Raw genomic sequence first — 17,616 nt, forward strand, 5'->3', positions numbered from 1 at the left:
ACGGGCGTTTTCCAGCAAAGGGCGGATGGCTTCGAATTGTTCGCGACTGATATCGCTGGGGTAAGGGGTTCTCATTGGGCAAGCATCGCCGGTCTGGAGCTAGATGAAAAGACTTTGAACAGGTTCTAAGAACCAGTTCAAAGTCTGCTGCGCGTTAGCGATACGGCGTTGCCCCTCCTCGGAATGCTCATTTACCATGAGTAAACTCCGCTTCCTCGGCGTTTTTTGCCTAGTCTCGCTTTAGCGCGCGAGACCATAAACAGATTCAAATTTGTGGCTGAGCGGTGAAAAGCATACTTTCCATTTGTGGGCTTTACTCTGGTGCTGGGAGTTGTCCTGCCGCGTGCAGTTTGAGCACGGTCTCGTCGAACTCTTTCATGAAAGCAGCAAAGTAGGGAAATCTATTGCGTTTGCTGGTGTAGCCGACATAAGAGTATTCCTTGCCAACTACGATAAGTTCACTGACATCGCTCATATCAAGGTTAAAACGCTTAGCTTCTGTTTCGATGGCTCGCCGGTCATTGGCGTAGCAGTCGATACGGCCTTTGATGAGTTTGCGCAGATTCGACTCAGTCGTTTTCGCCTCATCGAGCTTTACTTTGCCCGCCGCGAGCATAGCGAAAAAGGGTTCCCCGAGAATATGAAAGCCGGCGTTGTTTCCAAAGGTTAAACCGGTAAAGCCACTTGGCCAGCTCACACCTTTGTGGGATCTCACGATCTTGTCGGTACATAACAGCACGACGGTTTCAGTCAGCAAAGGGACCGAATACTCCATATTGGGCCGTACATCGGGCTTTTTATAAGGCGGATAAAATCCCATTGCCTCGCCGACTTCCACATGTTTGATGGCCCGTTTCCAGGGTTCCGGTTTCAACTGGATAACAAAGTTGGGCATGGCCGCGCTGATTTTACGCAGCATGTCGGCGTAGATACCTTGTGCTACACCATCCGCATCTGCAAAGCTATAGGGTGAGTAGTCGTCATCGCCAAGCAGTACCACGGTCTGTTTGTCTGCCAGGGCCGAGCTGCCCAATAGTGACAGTGCCAGCCAGCCTATTCCGAACATTTTCCCTGTTGGCCACATGACCTGTTCCTCGGCTACCACTGAGTAGCGCCAATCTGCGCGTGTCAGCCCCAGCGTAATACAAGGGTACTGATTAACTTTAGGTTACTGCGAATGGCGTTGTAAATGCGCTGCTTGCGCAATAGGACGAGCCTGGATCGTTACAGCAGCATAAAGCAGATTAAAAAAAGCAGTGATATATAATCTGTAATTTATGCTCAGTTAATACTGCACTAATTGTAAGCATATTTTATTACGCGTCACTTATTCCCGGGGTGAATACTTTGGTATTTGGGTTGATGAGGCGCAAGTGCTACAACAGATTGACTTGGCGACTACCTAATTTCAGGAGTTTTTTATGTGCTCTAAGCTTGCCCAATCCATACTTGCCAGCTTGTTGACGGTTACTGCGCTGGCCGCTGCGAATGTGACTACGGTACGTGGGCAGATTTCTGTTACAGGAAAAGATGGCAGCAGCAAACCGCTGGTAGATGGTGCCAGGGTTGAGGCGGGGAGCAAGATTGTCACGGGCAGCAATGGTTTTGCCATCCTTCGTTTTGACGATGGCCAAGTGATTGCATTGGAAAAAAATACCGACTTCACTATTGATCAATTCCGTTTCAACCGTGCACAGCCAGAAGACGGTAATGCGTTTTTCTCGATGCTGCGAGGCACTTTACGTGCTGTGACAGGATTGATTGGTCAACAGAACAAAGCTGCATTCCGCCTGAATACACCTACCGCTACGATTGGTATTCGCGGTAGTGACTGGATGGCCGCGCTACAGGGTAATAGCTTATATACGGGTGTAAATGCTGGCGGGATTACGGTTAAGAATGGCGCCAACTCATTGCTTGTCGATGCAGGCCAATATTCTGCCACTGCAGGGGCGAATGCTTCGCAATTGGTTAGTTTGTCGCAATTGCCTGCAGGTGTATTCGGTTCCCTACCCAATCTATCGCTTGGTGCGGTGTCGACCAGCGCTGCAGGTAGTGCATCAGTTGGGGCAGAGACTGGCGCTGCAGGTGGTGTACTTGGTGGCGTTGGTTCTACCGCAATTGCTGTGGGGGTAGGTATTGCCGCAGTTGTGGCAGTCACGTCCGATAGCGATGACAGCTCTTCTACTCACCACAGCAGTACAACGCACCAAGGTAGTGGTCAGTAAAGAATCTGGGCACTGATTGAAAGTAATTAAAGATAGGTCAGGTGGTTGAGTATTTTGTTAAAGGCGTCGCAAGCGACGCCTTTAATGTTTTCTATTGCCAGTTACTACGCACTTTGCTGGCAGCCAGAAATGTCTGCAGGATTGCTTCGGCATTACTAGCTTCCAGTTGTGCTGTCAGTTGCTCCAGCTGTTGCTTGAAAGCGGCCAAGTCGGAAAGCAGGGCTGTGCGGTTGGCCATGACGATATCGCGCCACATTTCCGGGTGGCTGCCGGCGATACGGGTGAAGTCGCGAAATCCGCTACCAGCTAACTGCAGGCAGGTCTGGGCGTCTGACCTGGCAAGTATCGTATTCATATAGGTGAAGGCCAGGACGTGGGGTAGATGGCTGACTGCGGCGAATACGGCGTCATGTTCTGTTGGACTCATCTGCACGATCTGGGCACCACATGCCTGCCAGAGTGACGCAACCTTGGCTGTGGTCTCGGCAGCGGTTTCCGCAAGTGGGGTGAGCACCACCTTCTTATTCTCATACAAGCCATAGCGTGCCGCAGCTGCGCCGGAAAGATCCGACCCGGCAATGGGATGGGCCGGTTGGCAGCGGTACAGGCTATCCGCCAGATGTTTGCGATACAGCAGGGCGACATCGGCTTTGGTGCTGCCACCATCGGTCACGATGGCATTGGCAGATAAAGCTGGCGCAATATGGGCCAGCACGCCATCCATTTGTCCGACCGGAATAGCCAGGAAAACCAGATCAGCGTCATGAACTGCCTTGGCGGCATTGGTTTCTGCAATGTCGATCACCTGAAGTTGCAAGGCGCGGTCCAGATTGGCTGTTGAACGGCCCACACCAACCACTTGTTTGACGAGCCGGGCACGCTTGAGATCCAGGGAAAGAGATCCGCCAATCAAACCGACGCCAATGATCACCAATTTGTTCAGCACTACGTCGTTCTCCGTGTTTGCCATGTCATCATTGTAAGTATCCGGTCACTTTTCCGACCAAGGGAGAATCCACTATTGAATGATGAGTAAATTTCCATGCGCTTGATCGTACTTTTCTTTTTGCTGTTTGGTTTAAATTTGAATGCTGCCGACCTACCGGCAGAGATGATGCAAGTGGCCACCAGCCAGCAACGATTGAGCGAGCGTATTGCAAGAATCTACGCTTGGCGCAGCCTGGAGGGTGAATCTGCAGAGGCGACCCGTCAGCATAAGCTGGCCAGTACACAGTTCAGCAAACAGCTTGAGCTTCTGCGTATGCTCAGCGCTGACGATGCAGAATTGGCCGACAACTACATGCTGCTGGCCCAGCTTTGGGCAGATTACCAAAAACTGACAGATGCACCTGGTTCGCACAGTGGTGCCTCTCAGTTGGCAGAACTTTCCGAGGAAGTAAGCTGGATTGCTCGCAAAGGCCAGGAGATCGTCGCTCAGCGTTTGGGGGTGAAGCACAAGCCCAGTAGGATGGTTGCTGATATCGCCATGCTGTCTCAGCGTTTGGCCAAGACTTACCTTTTGCAGGCAATGGGTCTGAAGCAACCCTTCCTACAACGTGATCTGGCCGATACTCGCCATGAGTTCATTACCCTGGATCGTCAACTCAGGGCGCTGTCGAACAATGATGCTGCCTTGAAGGACGAATTGCTATTACTGGAACAACAATGGTTTTTCTTCCAACACGCTATCGATGAGCTGGCAAAGAAAAATACCGACCCTCAGCTACGACGTAATGTAATCACCACCAGTGATCGTATCTATCAAATCGCGCTTGATCTTGGGAAACATTATGAGCGGCTTGGCAGGGGATAAGTTCATACTCATCAGTGCCACCCCTTAACCGGGGGAAAAGGGGTGTACTGGATATAACAGCAATTGAATTAAAGGCTGCGCCCCACAGCCTGGGCAATCAGGCGTAGAGAATCCATCAGCTCCTTCAGTTCTTGTGGCGTCAGTGCCTGGTCAGCATCACACCATGCCTCGCAAGGATTGGGATGCATCTCAACCAGAAGACCATCTGCCCCTGCAGCGATGGCGGCGCGTGACAAGGCCGGCACCATCCAGGCTTTACCTCCGGCATGGCTTGGGTCGACGAGTATTGGCAAGTGGGTTTCTTTTTTCATCACAGGAATGGCGGTTACATCGAGCACATTGCGGTAAGCGGTTTCGAAGGTACGGATACCGCGCTCACACAGGATGATGTTGTTGTTCCCGCCTGCAGCAATGTATTCAGCTGCCATCAACCACTCTGAAATCGTGGCCGACAAGCCACGCTTCAGGATGACAGGTTTGTTAACCCGGCCGACTTCTTTCAGCAGATCAAAGTTCTGCATATTGCGCGCACCGATCTGAATCACATCAACATCGTGTTCCAGGAAGGTATCGAGCATACGCACGTCCATCAACTCGGTTACGATAGGCATATCGTGTTCGCGAGCGGCATTCTGGAAGAATTCCAAACCTTGTACCCCCAAACCTTGGAAAGCATAAGGGCTGGTTCTTGGTTTGAATGCACCACCACGCATCATGCGGCAGCCGGCTTCCGCTACACCCTCCGCGGCAAGTTTCATTTGTTCCTGGGTTTCAACTGAGCAAGGACCCGCAATCACCTGGATCTGGTTTCCGCCGAGCTTAGTACCGCGAATATCGATAATGCTGCCGGCGGGGTGGCCTTCGCGCGCGACGAGTTTATAGGGCTTGACGATATGGATGGCACGCTCGACACCGGTCATCTGTTCAAAGGTCTGTTCGCTGAGTTTGCGTTCGTCGCCAATGGCACCAACGATGGTGCGCTCGCTGCCACGCGAAATATGTTCGGTGAGGCCAGCGTCGCGAATCTTGGCGACGACGGTATCAAGATCGGCTGGGCTGGCGGTGGGGGACATGACGATGATCATAGTGTTTCCTCTATAGGGGCGACGGCAATAAAGCAGATCGGAGCTTTGGCTCACAGGGTTGCTTGATCAGGACAACCTTGCGACCAACGCATCGACCCACGGAAAAAGTACAAATAAAAAGGCGGGCCCTTGTGAGGGGCCCGCCTTATTTTTTGATCCTGGTTTCTTCAGTACGAAACAGGCCAGCCCGTGTCAACTCGTGGACGGGAAGTAATAAAACGAGAAAAAGACGTTTTGCTGGCGCATGGTGTTCGTATGACGTTCGACTGTTGAAAATACTGACCGGAGCTTAACTGAAAAATTTCGGCTTTGCAGCAATTTTACTTTCACCTTGCACGGTCAACGGACGATAGGTTTGCGTAGCAAGGCTGAATCAGCCAGCGTGTCAGCTGCTTTTACGCTCCACGATGACATAGTGCTTCTGTATGGGTTCCAGCACTTCGAATACCCCTTTGAAACCAGCAGGAATCACAAGCGATTCACCAGGGCCTGCTTCAACCGCGGTACCCGCCTCGTCGATAATGCGGCAGCGTCCCTGGGTAACAATAAAGAACTCATCTTCGTCCGCACCAAACTCGATACGCCAGCTACCCACTTCGCAGGCCCATACGCCGGCAAATACTTCGCCTGATTTGTTGGTGAAATGATTCCAGGTGGTACGTTGCGGCGTACCCTTGATGCGGCGGGCTTCTTTGGGAAAGTCGTATTCCGGCAGGGTGTTCTGATGGGAAAAGGCAATGATGGATGACACGGCGAATTCCTGAAAAAAGAGGGCCGTATTATCTCATGCAGAAACAGATCCTGAAGGCAGGAGGGCTTTGCCTTTTGTTAACCCAGTACTGATTTATCATGTGCACGCAGCCGCGCTAGAGTTTGGATGGTAGCGCGGTTCATCATGATGTCCGGCTTGTCCCGCCTTACGAAGATGAGTCGTTCACGTCGGCTGGCATGGAAATAGAAAGCCCACATGGCAACAACAAGCAGCAGCGCAACACCCAGGATCAGTTCGAGCATGATGATAGCCGGCTGTTTTTGAGAAATTCATGCTAGTCATTTGCCTTACCCTACTCATCCTCCAAACGGGGGAAAGCGAAGAGTAAACCGAACATAAGCCGGGTAAAATTACACGCTCTCTTCAACGTGTACTTTTTTGCTTTGTGAACTATGGCGAGATCCGCTGACAACGATGGAGCAAGCTGTGTTTGCCGAGTGAACATGTGACTTCTAAAAGTATTTGCCAGTCGGTTTCATCGAAGTGCAGCGCACCTATAATTTACCAACTTAACCGAGCAGCTATATGCATCCCGAGCTTTCTCCCCTGGGTAAAACAAGTGCTTATGTCGAGCAATACGACCCGAGTCTGTTGTTTCCCATTCCACGACAAGGTAAACGTGACGAAATTGGCGTGCCAGCGGTATTGCCGTTTTTCGGGAGTGATATATGGAATGCCTATGAGCTTTCTTGGCTGAATCCAAAAGGCAAGCCGCAAGTGGCATTGGCAAGTTTCAATGTACCGGCGGATTCACCCAATATCATTGAGTCGAAAAGCTTCAAGCTGTATCTCAACAGCTTCAACCAAACCCGGCTTGAGAGTGTGGAAGAACTTAAAGCTCGACTAAGCCATGATTTGAGTGCTGCTGCAGGCAGCACGGTGAGCGTACGCATTGTTCTGCCAGACGCATTTGGCTGCGAACAGATGGCGGAGCTTGAAGGCTACTGTATTGATAATCTTGATGTGGAGATCGAGCACTATCAGCCTACGCCTTCACTACTGCGTACCGTGGCAGATGAAGGTGTTGTGGAAGAGACGCTATGCTCGAACCTGCTCAAGTCCAACTGTCTGGTAACCGGCCAGCCGGATTGGGGCAGCGTGCAGATTCGCTATCGTGGCGAGGCAATCGACCGGGCTGGCTTGCTGCAGTACCTAGTTTCCTTCCGCCAGCACAACGAATTTCACGAACAGTGCGTAGAGCGCATTTTCATGGACGTTATGCGCCAATGCAGGCCGCAGGCACTGGCAGTCTATGCGCGCTATACGCGCCGTGGCGGCTTGGATATCAATCCCTTCCGGACCAGCTTTACCCAGGCAACACCGGCAAATCTTCGTGCTGCACGTCAGTAGCTCAAGATAACTAAGAACTTGTTTACGATCTGCTGACAGCTGCTCGCAACAGATCGTAAAGAGATTCTAAGCGATCAGCTTCGCGGCCGCATCGCGTAACGCGGTGCGAAGACCTTCCTCCACTACCGGGTGGTAGAAGGGCATATCCAACATCTGGTTGATAGTCAGTTCCTGCTGGTAGGCCCATGCTAGAAGATGAGCGATGTTTTCCGCCCGAGGGCCCATCCATTCAGCACCCAGGAAGCGCCCTGTTTCCAGGTCTGCATAGATATGCATCAGGCCCTTGTTCTTCAGCATCACACGACTGCGGCCTTGGTCTTCGAAGCTGACGACACCGGTGACAAAACTGCGAGGGGGCAGGTCGGCATGCCGTTTACCGACCATGGCAAGCTGTGGGTCGGAAAACACGACGGCGATCGGCGCACGGCGCAGCCCGGGTTTTACATGCGGGTAGCGGGCAGCGTTCTCACCAGCGGTTTTGCCTTCGTCGGCAGCTTCATGCAACAGGGGCAGGATGTTATTGGCATCCCCGGCAATAAAGATAGTGGACTGACCACATTGCAGGGTTGCTGCATCAAATAGCGGCACACCAGATTGATCGAGTTCAATGCCGGCATTTTGCAGGTCAAGCCCGTCAACATTCGGCTGTCGGCCAGTAGCGGCCAGTACGTAATCGAAATGCTCCGTTATCTTTTCCCCTTGCAGGTTACGGTAAGTGATCACTACCTCGTCACCTTCCCGTTGCAGGGTATCTATTTTCACATCCGGGTCGAGATAGAACTGCCCTTGAAACACCGTGCGGGCATAGTCGCGGATGATTGGGTCGCTGAATGGACCAATACCACCGCCACGGCCAAATACCCGGGTAGTGACATCAAGGCGGGACAGCGCCTGGCCCAATTCCAAGCCGATGACGCCCGGGCCGAATACCGCTACACGGCGCGGTAAGGTTTCCCAGTTGAATACATCGTCGTTGACGATGAGTCGATCGCCCAAGGTTTGAAAGTGGACAGGAATAGCAGGGCTGGACCCGGTGGCGATGACAATGCGACGGGCTTTGACGGTGGTATGGTCATCCACAGCCAGGGTTTGGTTGTCGATGAACCGGGCATAGCCACGTAATCGGTCTTCTTCGGGAATATTTTCGACCCCCTTTAATACGAAGCCGACAAAACGATCCCGTTCACGCCGTACACGGTTCATTACTTCACGACCATCAATGCGGATATCGCCGTCGATATGGATGCCGAATGCAGCTGCATGGCGCATGTCATACGCTGCTTCTGCGGCTGCGATCAGGAGTTTGGAAGGCATGCATCCGACACGTGCGCAGGTGGTGCCATAAGGGCCACCTTCAATCAGCAGTGCTGTTTTGCCGGCAGCCTTGGCTGCACGGTAAGCGGCAAGGCCCGCTGTGCCGGCGCCGATGATGGCGATGTCGGTATGCAAGATGTTCATGAGGTTTCCTAATCGATTGCCAAGAAATAGAACGGCGTAACGCCAAGTCAGGCAGTACCTAATACGATAAGGTCTGACTTGGGGGGCTGATGATGCGCAATAGGCGCTGGGAACGTGTTTATCCCAGCGTCCACTTTAGAACCTGTTCACGATTTGTCTCGATCAGGTTCTCAGGCTGTGAGATGTGCCTCGAGTGCTTCAGCACCGCCGATCAATTTGCCGTTAATGAAGACTTGCGGCGCGGTCATTGTGCCGCTGACGGCGCCGAGCACCTTACCGCGTACTTTGTGGTCCAGTGGCAGATCAATGTACTCATATCCTTGGTCGCTCAGCAGTTGTTTTGCCTTGGCGCAGAACGGACAACCTTCCTTGGAAAATACGACAACCTGGTTAGGCTTTTTGGCTTCTGGGGCAATGTAGGCCAGCATGGTGTCGGCATCCGAGACTTCAAATGGATCGCCGTCTTTTTCCGGCTCCACGAACATCTTGTCTACGATGCCGTTCTTGACCAGCATCGAGTAACGCCAGCTGCGCTTGCCAAAACCCAGATCGGCCTTGTTGACCAGCATACCCATACCGTCGGTGAACTCACCGTTGCCGTCGGGAATCATCATGATGTTTTGCGATTCCTGGTCCTTGGCCCATTCATTCATTACAAAGGTGTCATTGACCGATACACATAAAATGGCATCGACGCCATGCTTGAAGAAAACAGGGGCCAGTTCGTTGTAGCGTGGCAGGTGCGTGCTGGAACAGGTAGGGGTGAAGGCACCAGGCAGAGAGAACACGGCCACGGTTTTGTTCTTGAACAGCTCATCCGTTGTCACGCTCGTCCACTCGTTGTTTTGGCGGATACGGAAAGTGACCTTGGGAACTGCCTGGCCTTCATGGTTCTTCAACATTGGAAAAGACTCCTTTGCGTTGCGGAATGGGCTGCATGGCAGCGATGGCATGCAGTATCCGGGCTCAAGAAGTATTGATCCAATTTATTGTTACAAATGTTCCGATATGGAATTGCTATTAATACTTGCTGGCGGGTATCTCTGAGGCTCAAAAAATAACGCCACCCATAGGGTGGCGTTGACTTGATATCGGATAAGGATGTGTTTTTAACTGGTTCTTCAGCCAAACAGCTTTGCCAGCTCTTTGCCTGGTGATGGCTGGCGCATAAATGCTTCCCCAACCAGGAAGGCATACACCTCGTGCTCCAACATCAAGGCGACATCGGCGGGTTTGAGGATGCCCGACTCGGTAATCACGATGCGATCGCTAGGGATTTCTTCCAACAGCTTCAAGGTGGTTTGCAGGCTGACTTCGAAGGTACGCAGATTGCGGTTGTTGATGCCGATCAGCGGCGTCTTGAGTTTCAGCGCTTCGTCGAGTTCCTTACCATCGTGCGACTCGACCAGCACGGCCATACCCAGCTCGTGCGCCAAGGCTTCGAGTTCCTGCATATGCGACGTTTCGAGCGCCCCTACAATCAGCAGAATACAGTCCGCCCCCATGGCGCGGGCTTCATAGACCTGATAGGCATCGACGATGAATTCCTTGCGCAATACGGGCAGGTTGCAGGCAGCACGGGCAGCCTTCAGGTAGTCGGCATGCCCCTGGAAATACTGCTGATCGGTGAGGACCGACAAACACGCTGCTCCATGGGCGGCATAGTCCGCGGCAATCTCAGCCGGCTGAAAGTCCTCACGGATGATGCCTTTTGATGGGCTAGCCTTCTTGATTTCGGCAATAACGGCAGCTTGATTGTCAGCGTACTTGTTGCGCAGGGCAGCTACGAAATCCCGCAGGTCACGGTTGGCCTCAGCTTCGGCACGAATGGCTTCCAGTGGCTTTTGCTTGCGGGCAGCCGCGACCTCTTCAGCTTTGGTGGCGAGAATCTTGTTCAGGATGTCGGACATGGTCAGGCTTTAAAAGATTGGGTCATGGTGACCAGGGCATTAAGTTTGGCACGGGCTGCGCCGCTGGCAATGACAGCTGCGGCAGTCTGAAAACCCTTGCTGATGGTGTCGGCAAGGCCGGCAGCATAAATAGCTGCACCGGCGTTCAGGACAACAATATCGCGGCATGGTCCAGCTTCATTGGCAAGCACCGCTTCGACTTTGGCTTTCGATTCAGCCGGGCTGTTGGCCTTCAAGGCCGCCGGGTCGCAGAACATGAAGCCATGTTCACGCGGGTCGAATACATATTCGTTGATCTCGCCGTCTTTTAGTTCAGCGACGAGCGTTGTGTCAAACAGGCTGATCTCATCGAGGCCATCGCGGCCGTGTACGACCAGCACATGGTGGCTGCCCAGCTCTTTCAGTACCCGTGCCTGGATACCGACGAGGTCGGGATGGAACACACCCATGACTTGATTGTCGGCTGCAGCGGGGTTGGTTAGTGGTCCCAGAATATTGAAGATGGTGCGTACGCCGAGCTCACGGCGTATGGCGCTGACATTCTTCATGGCACCGTGATGATTGGGGGCAAACATGAAACCCACGCCCACTTCATCGATACATTGGCCAACCTGATCTGGTGTCAGTGCCAGGTTAACACCCAGAGCCTCCAGCACATCAGCGGACCCGCTGCTGGATGAAACACTGCGGTTACCGTGTTTCGCCACTTTGGCACCCGCAGCTGCAGCAACAAAAGCCGCTGTGGTGGAAATATTGAAGGTATGGGCCCCGTCGCCACCGGTTCCGCAGGTGTCGATCAGATGGTGCCGGTCTTTTACTATCACCTTGCTGGCAAGTTCCCGCATCACGGTAGCCGCTGCGGCAATCTCGGATACGGTTTCCACTTTTACGCGCAAGCCAACCAGGATGGCGGCAGTATGCACCGGGCTCATTTCGCCATTCATGATCTGGCGCATGACCGACAACATTTCGTCGTAGAAGAGCTCGTTACCATCGATAAGGCGATTCAGCGCAGCTTGCGGGGTGATCATGGAGCGGGCCTATAAGAGGACTGGGTAGGGAAGGTCGTCGATTCTAGCCGGCTAGCGCAGGTGTACCAAGTGTGGGCTTGGCTGAACCCTGTCACCCGAAGAGGAGGTGTCGCACAAACACCGCCACCTGCTGCACTTGTGGTGCGGCAGACAGCGGCGATTCAAACAAGCGCTTATGCCGCTTGATGAGCCATGCCAGCCGGGGTACGGGCTGTGGCACGGTTGGTAGCGCTGATCAACGCCAAGATGGAAGCGGTAATGATGTTGCTGTGCAGGCCGACGCCAAATACGCTGCCGTCTACGCCTTCCATAGCGACCTCAACAAAAGCCACTGCTCTTGCATCGGCACCGTGGCCGAGCGATCTTTCCTCGTAGGACATTACCCTGACAGGTGTACCGAGTGCTGCGACGGCCGCTGCAATCGGGCCATTGCCGCTACCGCCCAGCTTTCGTGTTTTCCCATCGATTTCCACGATCAATTCAATCCCTTGCTCACTGCCTTCTTCTAGCAAGTGGTGCCCGTGCAGGCGCATTGGGGTTTGGGCATCGAGGTATTCCTGGCCAAACATGCGCCATAACTCGTCGGCATTCACTTCCGCGCCTGTGGCATCGGTATGCTTTTGGACGACACCGCTGAACTCTACCTGCAAGCGTCGGGGCATTACGAGGCCGTAGTGGGCCTCAAGCAGATAGGCAATGCCCCCTTTGCCCGATTGGCTGTTCACACGGATGACAGATTCGTAATTACGGCCAAGGTCAGCTGGGTCGATGGGCAGGTACGGTACATCCCAGATATCCCCTGCTTGACGACAGGACAGACCTTTCTTGATCGCATCCTGGTGCGAGCCTGAAAACGCAGTGAAGACCAGGTCACCCACATAAGGGTGGCGGGGGTGGATGGGCAGTTGCGTACAGTCTTCCACCGTACGCGCCACATGGTTGATATCGGCGAAATCCAGGCCCGGGTCGACGCCCTGTGTGTACAGGTTCAACGCCAGGGTAACCAGGTCAACATTACCAGTGCGTTCGCCATTGCCAAACAGGCAGCCTTCCACGCGATCTGCACCCGCCATGATGGCCAATTCCGCTGCAGCAACGGCGGTACCCCGGTCGTTATGCGGATGGACGCTCAGCACAACACTATCGCGTTGCTTGAGGTGGCGATGCATGAACTCGACCTGATCGGCATATACATTCGGCGTGGCAGCTTCCACCGTGGCAGGCAGGTTGATGATCAGCTTACTGGCTGGGCTTGGGCACCAAGTGTCGATGACGGCGTTACAGATTTCCAAGGCGAAGTCGGGTTCTGTCTGGCTGAAGGTTTCGGGACTGTATTGCAAGACCCATTCAGTTTCGGGGTATTGCGCGGTCAATGTCTTGATCAGGCCGACGGCTTCGACAGCGAGGCTGCGTACATCATCGCGCTCCATCCCGAACACCTGTTCACGCCAAGGGCGGGCGGTAGCGTTGTAGACATGGACGATGGCGCGGCGTGCGCCAATCAGTGATTCGATGGTACGGTGAATCAGATGCTCACGCGCCTGGGTCAGTACCTCGATGGTGACGTCGGCGGGAATACGGTCTTCGTCGATCAGCTTACGGACAAAGTCGAAGTCGGTTTGCGAGGCGGAAGGAAAGGCAACTTCGATTTCCTTGACGCCAATCTGCACCAGCGTTTCGAACATGCGCAGCTTGCGCTCGGCGTTCATCGGTTCGAACAAGGCTTGGTTGCCATCGCGCAGGTCTGTACTCATCCAGATCGGAGCGTGTTCGATGACTTTGGCAGGCCAAGTGCGATTGGGCAGCACAATGGCGGGGAAAGGGCGGTATTTGCTGTTTGCATTCTTTAACATGGCGTCTCTCGTGATCGTCGTGATGTCGGTACGGATGCGATGGTCTGTTTGCGGGGAAACAGAAGGCTGCCGGGCTGTCGCGTGCTCATGGCCGGGCAACCGTTGCGCAGTCGTAGCGATAGATCAATAAGACGAAGCATGATGAGATTCCTGTGTGGTGCTGTAAAAATGGATTTGGTTGAGCGCAGCCAACCCTCGCGGGTGGCGATGCTCTTCAGGACTGGGAGGGGAAAATCAAGCGCGCGAGGAGCGCAGCAGCAAACCCAGGCCCGAGGAGCGGGCTAGGGGTAGTCGTAGCGATAGGGTTTGCTGACGATAGGTCATAGACCTAACCGTAAATGCAGCAACTGGCTGTGGTCAAGCACTTTTTAGTTTTAGTGGCGATGGGGCTAAGCGTACCAACTGGCCTCCAGCCAATCGCAAAATGCAAACCAACCCATGCCAAACGTGACAGCAAGTTGGCTGAAACCGGGGATATGCGTAGGTAGGCGCATCTTGGGTAGTGCCGCGAATTGATTGAAACGCTCAGGTCGCCTAGTCATCGCCTCGGCGACCAGTTTACCCGCAAGACCGGTGAGCGCCAGACCGTGGCCACAAAAGCCCTGGGCGTAGTAAATGCTGTCGTCCAGTCGGCCAAACTGCGGCAATTTGTTAGGCGGAACATCGACTTGTCCACCCCATGCATATTCAATGGCTGCATCGGCTAGTTCCGGAAACACAGCCAGCATCCGTTGACGGGTATTTTCTGTTCGGTCGTATGAAGAACCCGTACTACGCCCACCAAACAGCAAGCGATGATCGTGGCTTAGCCGGAAGTAGTTGAGCACCCGGTTACAGTCGGCTATGGCTACCCCACTGGGAATCAGCTTTTGGGTACGTTCGATACCGAGTGGCGCTGTCGCGACGATAAAACTATCGACCGGGAGAAAATAGCGCGCCAGCTCGGGCGAGAGGCCTACTGCGCCGGTATTTACCGCTAGCAATATCTGCTGACATCGTATGCTGCCAGTGGCTGTCCGGATGCGCCAATACCCCTTCTCTCGCTGCCAGCTGATTACACGACTGTACTCATAGAAATTCGCACCAATGTCTTTAGCTGCCTGTGCCAAGCCCAGCGTATAAGCAAGCGGATCGAGATGGGCTTCGTGCGGATCGTACAGACCACCAACATAAGCATTGCTGGCAACATGTGCTGACATACCGGACTGATCGAGTAACTGGAAACTCTTGTAACCGTAGCGATGGGCCATATAGGCTTGCCATTCGCCAAGCGCAGCCATCTGCCCGGCATGGCAAGCCGCATAGACATACCCTTTTTCGACCAGATTACAGGGGATGTGGAAGCGATCGATATTGCCCTTCAGCTCCGTGAGCCCTTCGCAACTCATTGACCATATCGACTTGGCAGTCTCAATGCCTACTGCCCGTTCAACCACTTCCATACTCGCTGCCAAGCCTTGTAAGGCCTGTCCGCCATTACGTCCAGAAGCTTGGGAACCTATACGGTCTGCTTCCAGGAGCACGATATTGACGCCACGCTCCGCTAAATAAAGTGCTGCGGAAATACCGGTCAACCCTCCACCAACAATGACGACTTCTGCAGTCACATCGTCGAGTAGTGCAGGATGGGGTGTCACCGAACACTGGCTCTGGGCGTACCAGGAAGGATTGATGGGTGACAGCATGAGCAGAAATGGTGTTTAAAGGACTGCTTAACGAACCATCACATCGCCCTAGTGGGCCGAAATTGCTCTGGCGGCTAACCGTAAGCTTTGAGGAAATTCCCCAGCATCTGGTGGCCATGTTCGGTCAGGATCGCTTCAGGATGAAACTGCACGCCTTCAATCGGCAATGTTTTGTGCCGTACGCCCATGATTTCACCATCATCAGTCCAGGCAGTAATTTCCAGGCAGTCCGGGCAGCTTTCACGTTCGATTACCAGCGAGTGATAACGCGTTGCTGTGAAGGGAGAAGGTAGGTTTTTGAACGTACCGACATCGGTATGGCTGACGGGAGAGGTTTTGCCATGCATCAACTGCTTGGCATGGATGATTTTGCCGCCAAAAGCTTGGCCGATAGATTGGTGCCCCAGGCAGACACCCAAAATAGGGATTTCTCCCGCGAACCGTTTGATCGCTTCTACTGAAATACCGGCTTCGCTAGGTGAACAAGGCCCTGGCGAAACGACGAGATATTTAGGTTTTTTCGCGGCGATCTCATCGAGCGTGATTTCGTCGTTACGGTGAACTTCTACTTCTTGTCCCAGCTCGCCAAAGTACTGAACCAAGTTGTAGGTAAAAGAATCATAGTTGTCGATAACTAGCAGCATATGTAACCTTAAATCGTTGATTTTAGTTGCTTTATGAGGGGAATTAATGCCGGCTGACTCGCACTCTTACTCACAACTGATTCCAATGACTTTTTCCCGCCAGACTTGATAGTCCTATGAGCCGCCTTGATGACCTACCAATCTTCTTTGGCGCAGGAAACTCACCAACCTTGATCTTACGGTAAATTGTTGCGTGATGGTAACCGGTCAATGGGATGATGTCTTTGATCGTTGTATAGCTTTCCTAGCATGGTAGTTATCTTGTGAAGTGGGGAAGGTAGGTCTTTGTCTTCGTGGTTGAAATGAAATCACCCGGCCGGTTGGGCTCGGGTGAGGGATGATTGTTCGACACACTCGTAGTAACAGTAACTAATATATGCGGCGTCAACTTATCGGACTCTAGAACGGCGATAACGTTTGCTTGTAATAAGAATGCTCAAAAATATCCCCATTATAACTTCCATGAAAAGCGGAAGCCTATTCTGAAGGAAATGGAGAAGGCAATGCCTGAAATACGTGATGCAATCATAAATCAAAAGGGGCAATTTCCTCTTCTCCCCAAAATAGAGTTGTTTCATTATCTAATTAATGCGCTAAAAAGTGCAGATTGAAGGTGTGCTTGGTAAAAATTTCCTTCGGGGCTTCACCGGAAGTGGATGCACTAAATGATTCACCAGATTCTTAGATCCATATGGCGAGTTTGGTAGTATTGGCTACTATACGTAGTGTCTGAAGATAGTTAGAATAGGTGCTGTGAATATCTCTGCGGTATTTATCCAGCAATATACTTTATTGTAAATAATGCTAGGAAAATTAAACACTACTCTTCCGTTTGAACCCCTTGAATTATCCCCCCATCAAATACAACAAATTGTTCAGCAGTGCCATACCGCATAATTCCAGAAGAAAAAATAACTCTTCTGTTCAAGTCAATGTGTAACGTCAAAAAATCAGGACGTTCTTTTTGTAGCCATTGCACAAGATAAACATTTTCATCGATTTGTCTGGAGTTATAAGGAATGTTTTCATCACCGCTGCCTTTTTTAGGCCCAGCTACCCACTCATAACGTGCTTTCCCATCTGCAAATTGCACACGCACAGCATCTCCAGACTGGTACTGATAATACAACACCGTACCATCAAGAAGGTATTCTGGATCGCCGAATTTATATTCGGCTTGAGCGTAATTGCTGAAAAGAGTAAACAAGCTAATTAAAGCAACTTGGAAATAAAGCTGAGTGAAGTATTTCATGCTGACTTTCCTGCAGAGGTAGTGCTGTACGCTACTTAAACGTAGTTTTTCTATGGCGTAGTGTCAAGCTAGATTCATGAAATACGGTAATTATATGCGATGAATGGTGCGAGAGTCAGCGTCCCGCCATTCGTCGATATGTCAGAAGTAAGTTACTTTTATGGAATGATCTGTGCTGTTCGTTATTTTTATTAGGGGTTCTTTTTTGTGCTGAGTTTATTATTTTCATAGTAGGTATCAATTACCTTAGAATTGATGGTCAGTATTAATTTATTTGGTTGCGCTTATTTCATTGAGTAAAGAATCTATTGGCTTTTTGACTATTTATTGAGATGCCTTACAGAATTCAGCTATTACATATTGATAAAGTCTTAGAGCCTGTTCAAAGTCTCGCGAGCTAAAGCAAGACAAGGCGAAAACAATCGAGGAAGCGGAGTTTCCATGGGGTAAATGAGCATTCCGAGGGCGTTTTCAACACCGTATTGCTGACGCGCAGCAGACTTTGAACAGGTTCTTGGGAAGTATCGAAAATTTT

At 52.1% G+C, this 17,616-nt stretch carries 17 protein-coding genes; 3 read left to right on the forward strand and 14 right to left on the reverse strand.

Going from position 1 to position 17,616, the window contains the following annotated elements; genetic code table 11:
- Window positions 1–313 precede the first annotated feature (313 nt).
- A complete protein-coding gene (locus ACUHMQ_RS11880; RefSeq protein WP_445295674.1) occupies window positions 314–1,066 on the reverse strand; it encodes a substrate-binding periplasmic protein in 753 nt (250 codons plus the stop codon).
- Window positions 1,067–1,421: 355 nt separating this feature from the next.
- On the opposite strand from ACUHMQ_RS11880, the gene ACUHMQ_RS11885 reads away from it, so the two are divergent.
- Window positions 1,422–2,228: a FecR family protein gene (locus ACUHMQ_RS11885; RefSeq protein WP_445295675.1), complete on the forward strand. Its 807-nt coding sequence runs from the start codon at window positions 1,422–1,424 to the stop codon at window positions 2,226–2,228.
- 91 nt (window positions 2,229–2,319) lie between these two features.
- On the opposite strand, the gene ACUHMQ_RS11890 is transcribed toward ACUHMQ_RS11885, so the two are convergent.
- A complete protein-coding gene (locus tag ACUHMQ_RS11890) occupies window positions 2,320–3,174 on the reverse strand; it encodes a prephenate dehydrogenase (protein WP_445295676.1) in 855 nt (284 codons plus the stop codon).
- Between the two features lie 96 nt (window positions 3,175–3,270).
- Here ACUHMQ_RS11890 and ACUHMQ_RS11895 point away from each other — a divergent pair, with 96 nt between their 5' ends.
- Window positions 3,271–4,041: a hypothetical protein gene (locus ACUHMQ_RS11895; RefSeq protein ID WP_445295677.1), complete on the forward strand. Its 771-nt coding sequence runs from the start codon at window positions 3,271–3,273 to the stop codon at window positions 4,039–4,041.
- A 68-nt stretch (window positions 4,042–4,109) separates the two neighbouring features.
- Here the strand turns inward: ACUHMQ_RS11895 and aroF are convergent, their stop codons facing one another.
- From aroF to ACUHMQ_RS11910, 3 genes are all read right to left on the reverse strand, one after another.
- Window positions 4,110–5,126, reverse strand: coding sequence for a 3-deoxy-7-phosphoheptulonate synthase (gene aroF, locus ACUHMQ_RS11900; RefSeq protein ID WP_445295678.1), 1,017 nt, complete (start codon window positions 5,124–5,126; stop codon window positions 4,110–4,112).
- Between the two features lie 385 nt (window positions 5,127–5,511).
- Entirely contained in the window at window positions 5,512–5,877 is a 366-nt protein-coding gene (locus ACUHMQ_RS11905) for a cupin domain-containing protein (RefSeq protein ID WP_445295679.1), read from the reverse strand.
- 77 nt (window positions 5,878–5,954) lie between these two features.
- Window positions 5,955–6,140 carry a hypothetical protein gene (locus ACUHMQ_RS11910; protein ID WP_445295680.1) on the reverse strand — a complete coding sequence of 62 codons (186 nt, stop codon included), beginning with the start codon at window positions 6,138–6,140 and terminating at the stop codon, window positions 5,955–5,957.
- Between the two features lie 283 nt (window positions 6,141–6,423).
- Here ACUHMQ_RS11910 and queF point away from each other — a divergent pair, with 283 nt between their 5' ends.
- Entirely contained in the window at window positions 6,424–7,248 is an 825-nt protein-coding gene (queF, locus tag ACUHMQ_RS11915; RefSeq protein ID WP_445295681.1) for an NADPH-dependent 7-cyano-7-deazaguanine reductase QueF, read from the forward strand.
- Window positions 7,249–7,314: 66 nt separating this feature from the next.
- Here queF and ACUHMQ_RS11920 read toward each other — a convergent pair whose 3' ends face one another.
- The 9 genes from ACUHMQ_RS11920 to ACUHMQ_RS11955 form a co-directional block, all read right to left on the reverse strand.
- Entirely contained in the window at window positions 7,315–8,706 is a 1,392-nt protein-coding gene (locus ACUHMQ_RS11920; RefSeq protein WP_445295682.1) for a dihydrolipoyl dehydrogenase, read from the reverse strand.
- A gap of 170 nt (window positions 8,707–8,876) precedes the next feature.
- Complete coding sequence (locus ACUHMQ_RS11925) at window positions 8,877–9,608, reverse strand: glutathione peroxidase (protein WP_445295683.1); 732 nt, start codon at window positions 9,606–9,608, stop codon at window positions 8,877–8,879.
- A gap of 219 nt (window positions 9,609–9,827) precedes the next feature.
- Window positions 9,828–10,616 carry an indole-3-glycerol phosphate synthase TrpC gene (gene trpC / locus ACUHMQ_RS11930; RefSeq protein ID WP_445295684.1) on the reverse strand — a complete coding sequence of 263 codons (789 nt, stop codon included), beginning with the start codon at window positions 10,614–10,616 and terminating at the stop codon, window positions 9,828–9,830.
- A 2-nt stretch (window positions 10,617–10,618) separates the two neighbouring features.
- Window positions 10,619–11,647 carry an anthranilate phosphoribosyltransferase gene (trpD, locus tag ACUHMQ_RS11935; RefSeq protein WP_445295685.1) on the reverse strand — a complete coding sequence of 343 codons (1,029 nt, stop codon included), beginning with the start codon at window positions 11,645–11,647 and terminating at the stop codon, window positions 10,619–10,621.
- A 173-nt stretch (window positions 11,648–11,820) separates the two neighbouring features.
- Entirely contained in the window at window positions 11,821–13,500 is a 1,680-nt protein-coding gene (gene leuA / locus ACUHMQ_RS11940) for a 2-isopropylmalate synthase (protein WP_445295686.1), read from the reverse strand.
- A 389-nt stretch (window positions 13,501–13,889) separates the two neighbouring features.
- Window positions 13,890–15,185: an NAD(P)/FAD-dependent oxidoreductase gene (locus tag ACUHMQ_RS11945; RefSeq protein WP_445295687.1), complete on the reverse strand. Its 1,296-nt coding sequence runs from the start codon at window positions 15,183–15,185 to the stop codon at window positions 13,890–13,892.
- 74 nt (window positions 15,186–15,259) lie between these two features.
- On the reverse strand, window positions 15,260–15,829 hold the full coding sequence (locus ACUHMQ_RS11950; RefSeq protein ID WP_445295688.1) for an anthranilate synthase component II: 570 nt from the start codon (window positions 15,827–15,829) through the stop codon (window positions 15,260–15,262).
- 70 nt (window positions 15,830–15,899) lie between these two features.
- Complete coding sequence (locus ACUHMQ_RS21610; RefSeq protein ID WP_510182275.1) at window positions 15,900–16,058, reverse strand: helix-turn-helix transcriptional regulator; 159 nt, start codon at window positions 16,056–16,058, stop codon at window positions 15,900–15,902.
- 591 nt (window positions 16,059–16,649) lie between these two features.
- A complete protein-coding gene (locus ACUHMQ_RS11955; RefSeq protein WP_445295689.1) occupies window positions 16,650–17,081 on the reverse strand; it encodes a MoaF N-terminal domain-containing protein in 432 nt (143 codons plus the stop codon).
- Between the last annotated feature and the right edge of the window lie 535 nt (window positions 17,082–17,616).

This window comes from Chitinimonas violaceus, assembly GCF_052601015.1.

What these genes read in the sequence shown, in the direction of transcription:
- ACUHMQ_RS11880 (WP_445295674.1), bottom strand. Translation starts at nt 1,066, where the DNA reads ATGTTCGGAATAGGCTGGCTGGCACTGTCACTATTGGGCAGCTCGGCC.
- ACUHMQ_RS11885 (WP_445295675.1), top strand. Translation starts at nt 1,422, where the DNA reads ATGTGCTCTAAGCTTGCCCAATCCATACTTGCCAGCTTGTTGACGGTT.
- ACUHMQ_RS11895 (WP_445295677.1), top strand. Translation starts at nt 3,271, where the DNA reads ATGCGCTTGATCGTACTTTTCTTTTTGCTGTTTGGTTTAAATTTGAAT.
- aroF (WP_445295678.1), bottom strand. Translation starts at nt 5,126, where the DNA reads ATGATCATCGTCATGTCCCCCACCGCCAGCCCAGCCGATCTTGATACC.
- ACUHMQ_RS11910 (WP_445295680.1), bottom strand. Translation starts at nt 6,140, where the DNA reads ATGCTCGAACTGATCCTGGGTGTTGCGCTGCTGCTTGTTGTTGCCATG.
- queF (WP_445295681.1), top strand. Translation starts at nt 6,424, where the DNA reads ATGCATCCCGAGCTTTCTCCCCTGGGTAAAACAAGTGCTTATGTCGAG.
- ACUHMQ_RS11920 (WP_445295682.1), bottom strand. Translation starts at nt 8,706, where the DNA reads ATGAACATCTTGCATACCGACATCGCCATCATCGGCGCCGGCACAGCG.
- ACUHMQ_RS11925 (WP_445295683.1), bottom strand. Translation starts at nt 9,608, where the DNA reads ATGTTGAAGAACCATGAAGGCCAGGCAGTTCCCAAGGTCACTTTCCGT.
- trpC (WP_445295684.1), bottom strand. Translation starts at nt 10,616, where the DNA reads ATGTCCGACATCCTGAACAAGATTCTCGCCACCAAAGCTGAAGAGGTC.
- trpD (WP_445295685.1), bottom strand. Translation starts at nt 11,647, where the DNA reads ATGATCACCCCGCAAGCTGCGCTGAATCGCCTTATCGATGGTAACGAG.
- leuA (WP_445295686.1), bottom strand. Translation starts at nt 13,500, where the DNA reads ATGTTAAAGAATGCAAACAGCAAATACCGCCCTTTCCCCGCCATTGTG.
- ACUHMQ_RS11945 (WP_445295687.1), bottom strand. Translation starts at nt 15,185, where the DNA reads ATGCTGTCACCCATCAATCCTTCCTGGTACGCCCAGAGCCAGTGTTCG.
- ACUHMQ_RS11950 (WP_445295688.1), bottom strand. Translation starts at nt 15,829, where the DNA reads ATGCTGCTAGTTATCGACAACTATGATTCTTTTACCTACAACTTGGTT.
- ACUHMQ_RS11955 (WP_445295689.1), bottom strand. Translation starts at nt 17,081, where the DNA reads ATGAAATACTTCACTCAGCTTTATTTCCAAGTTGCTTTAATTAGCTTG.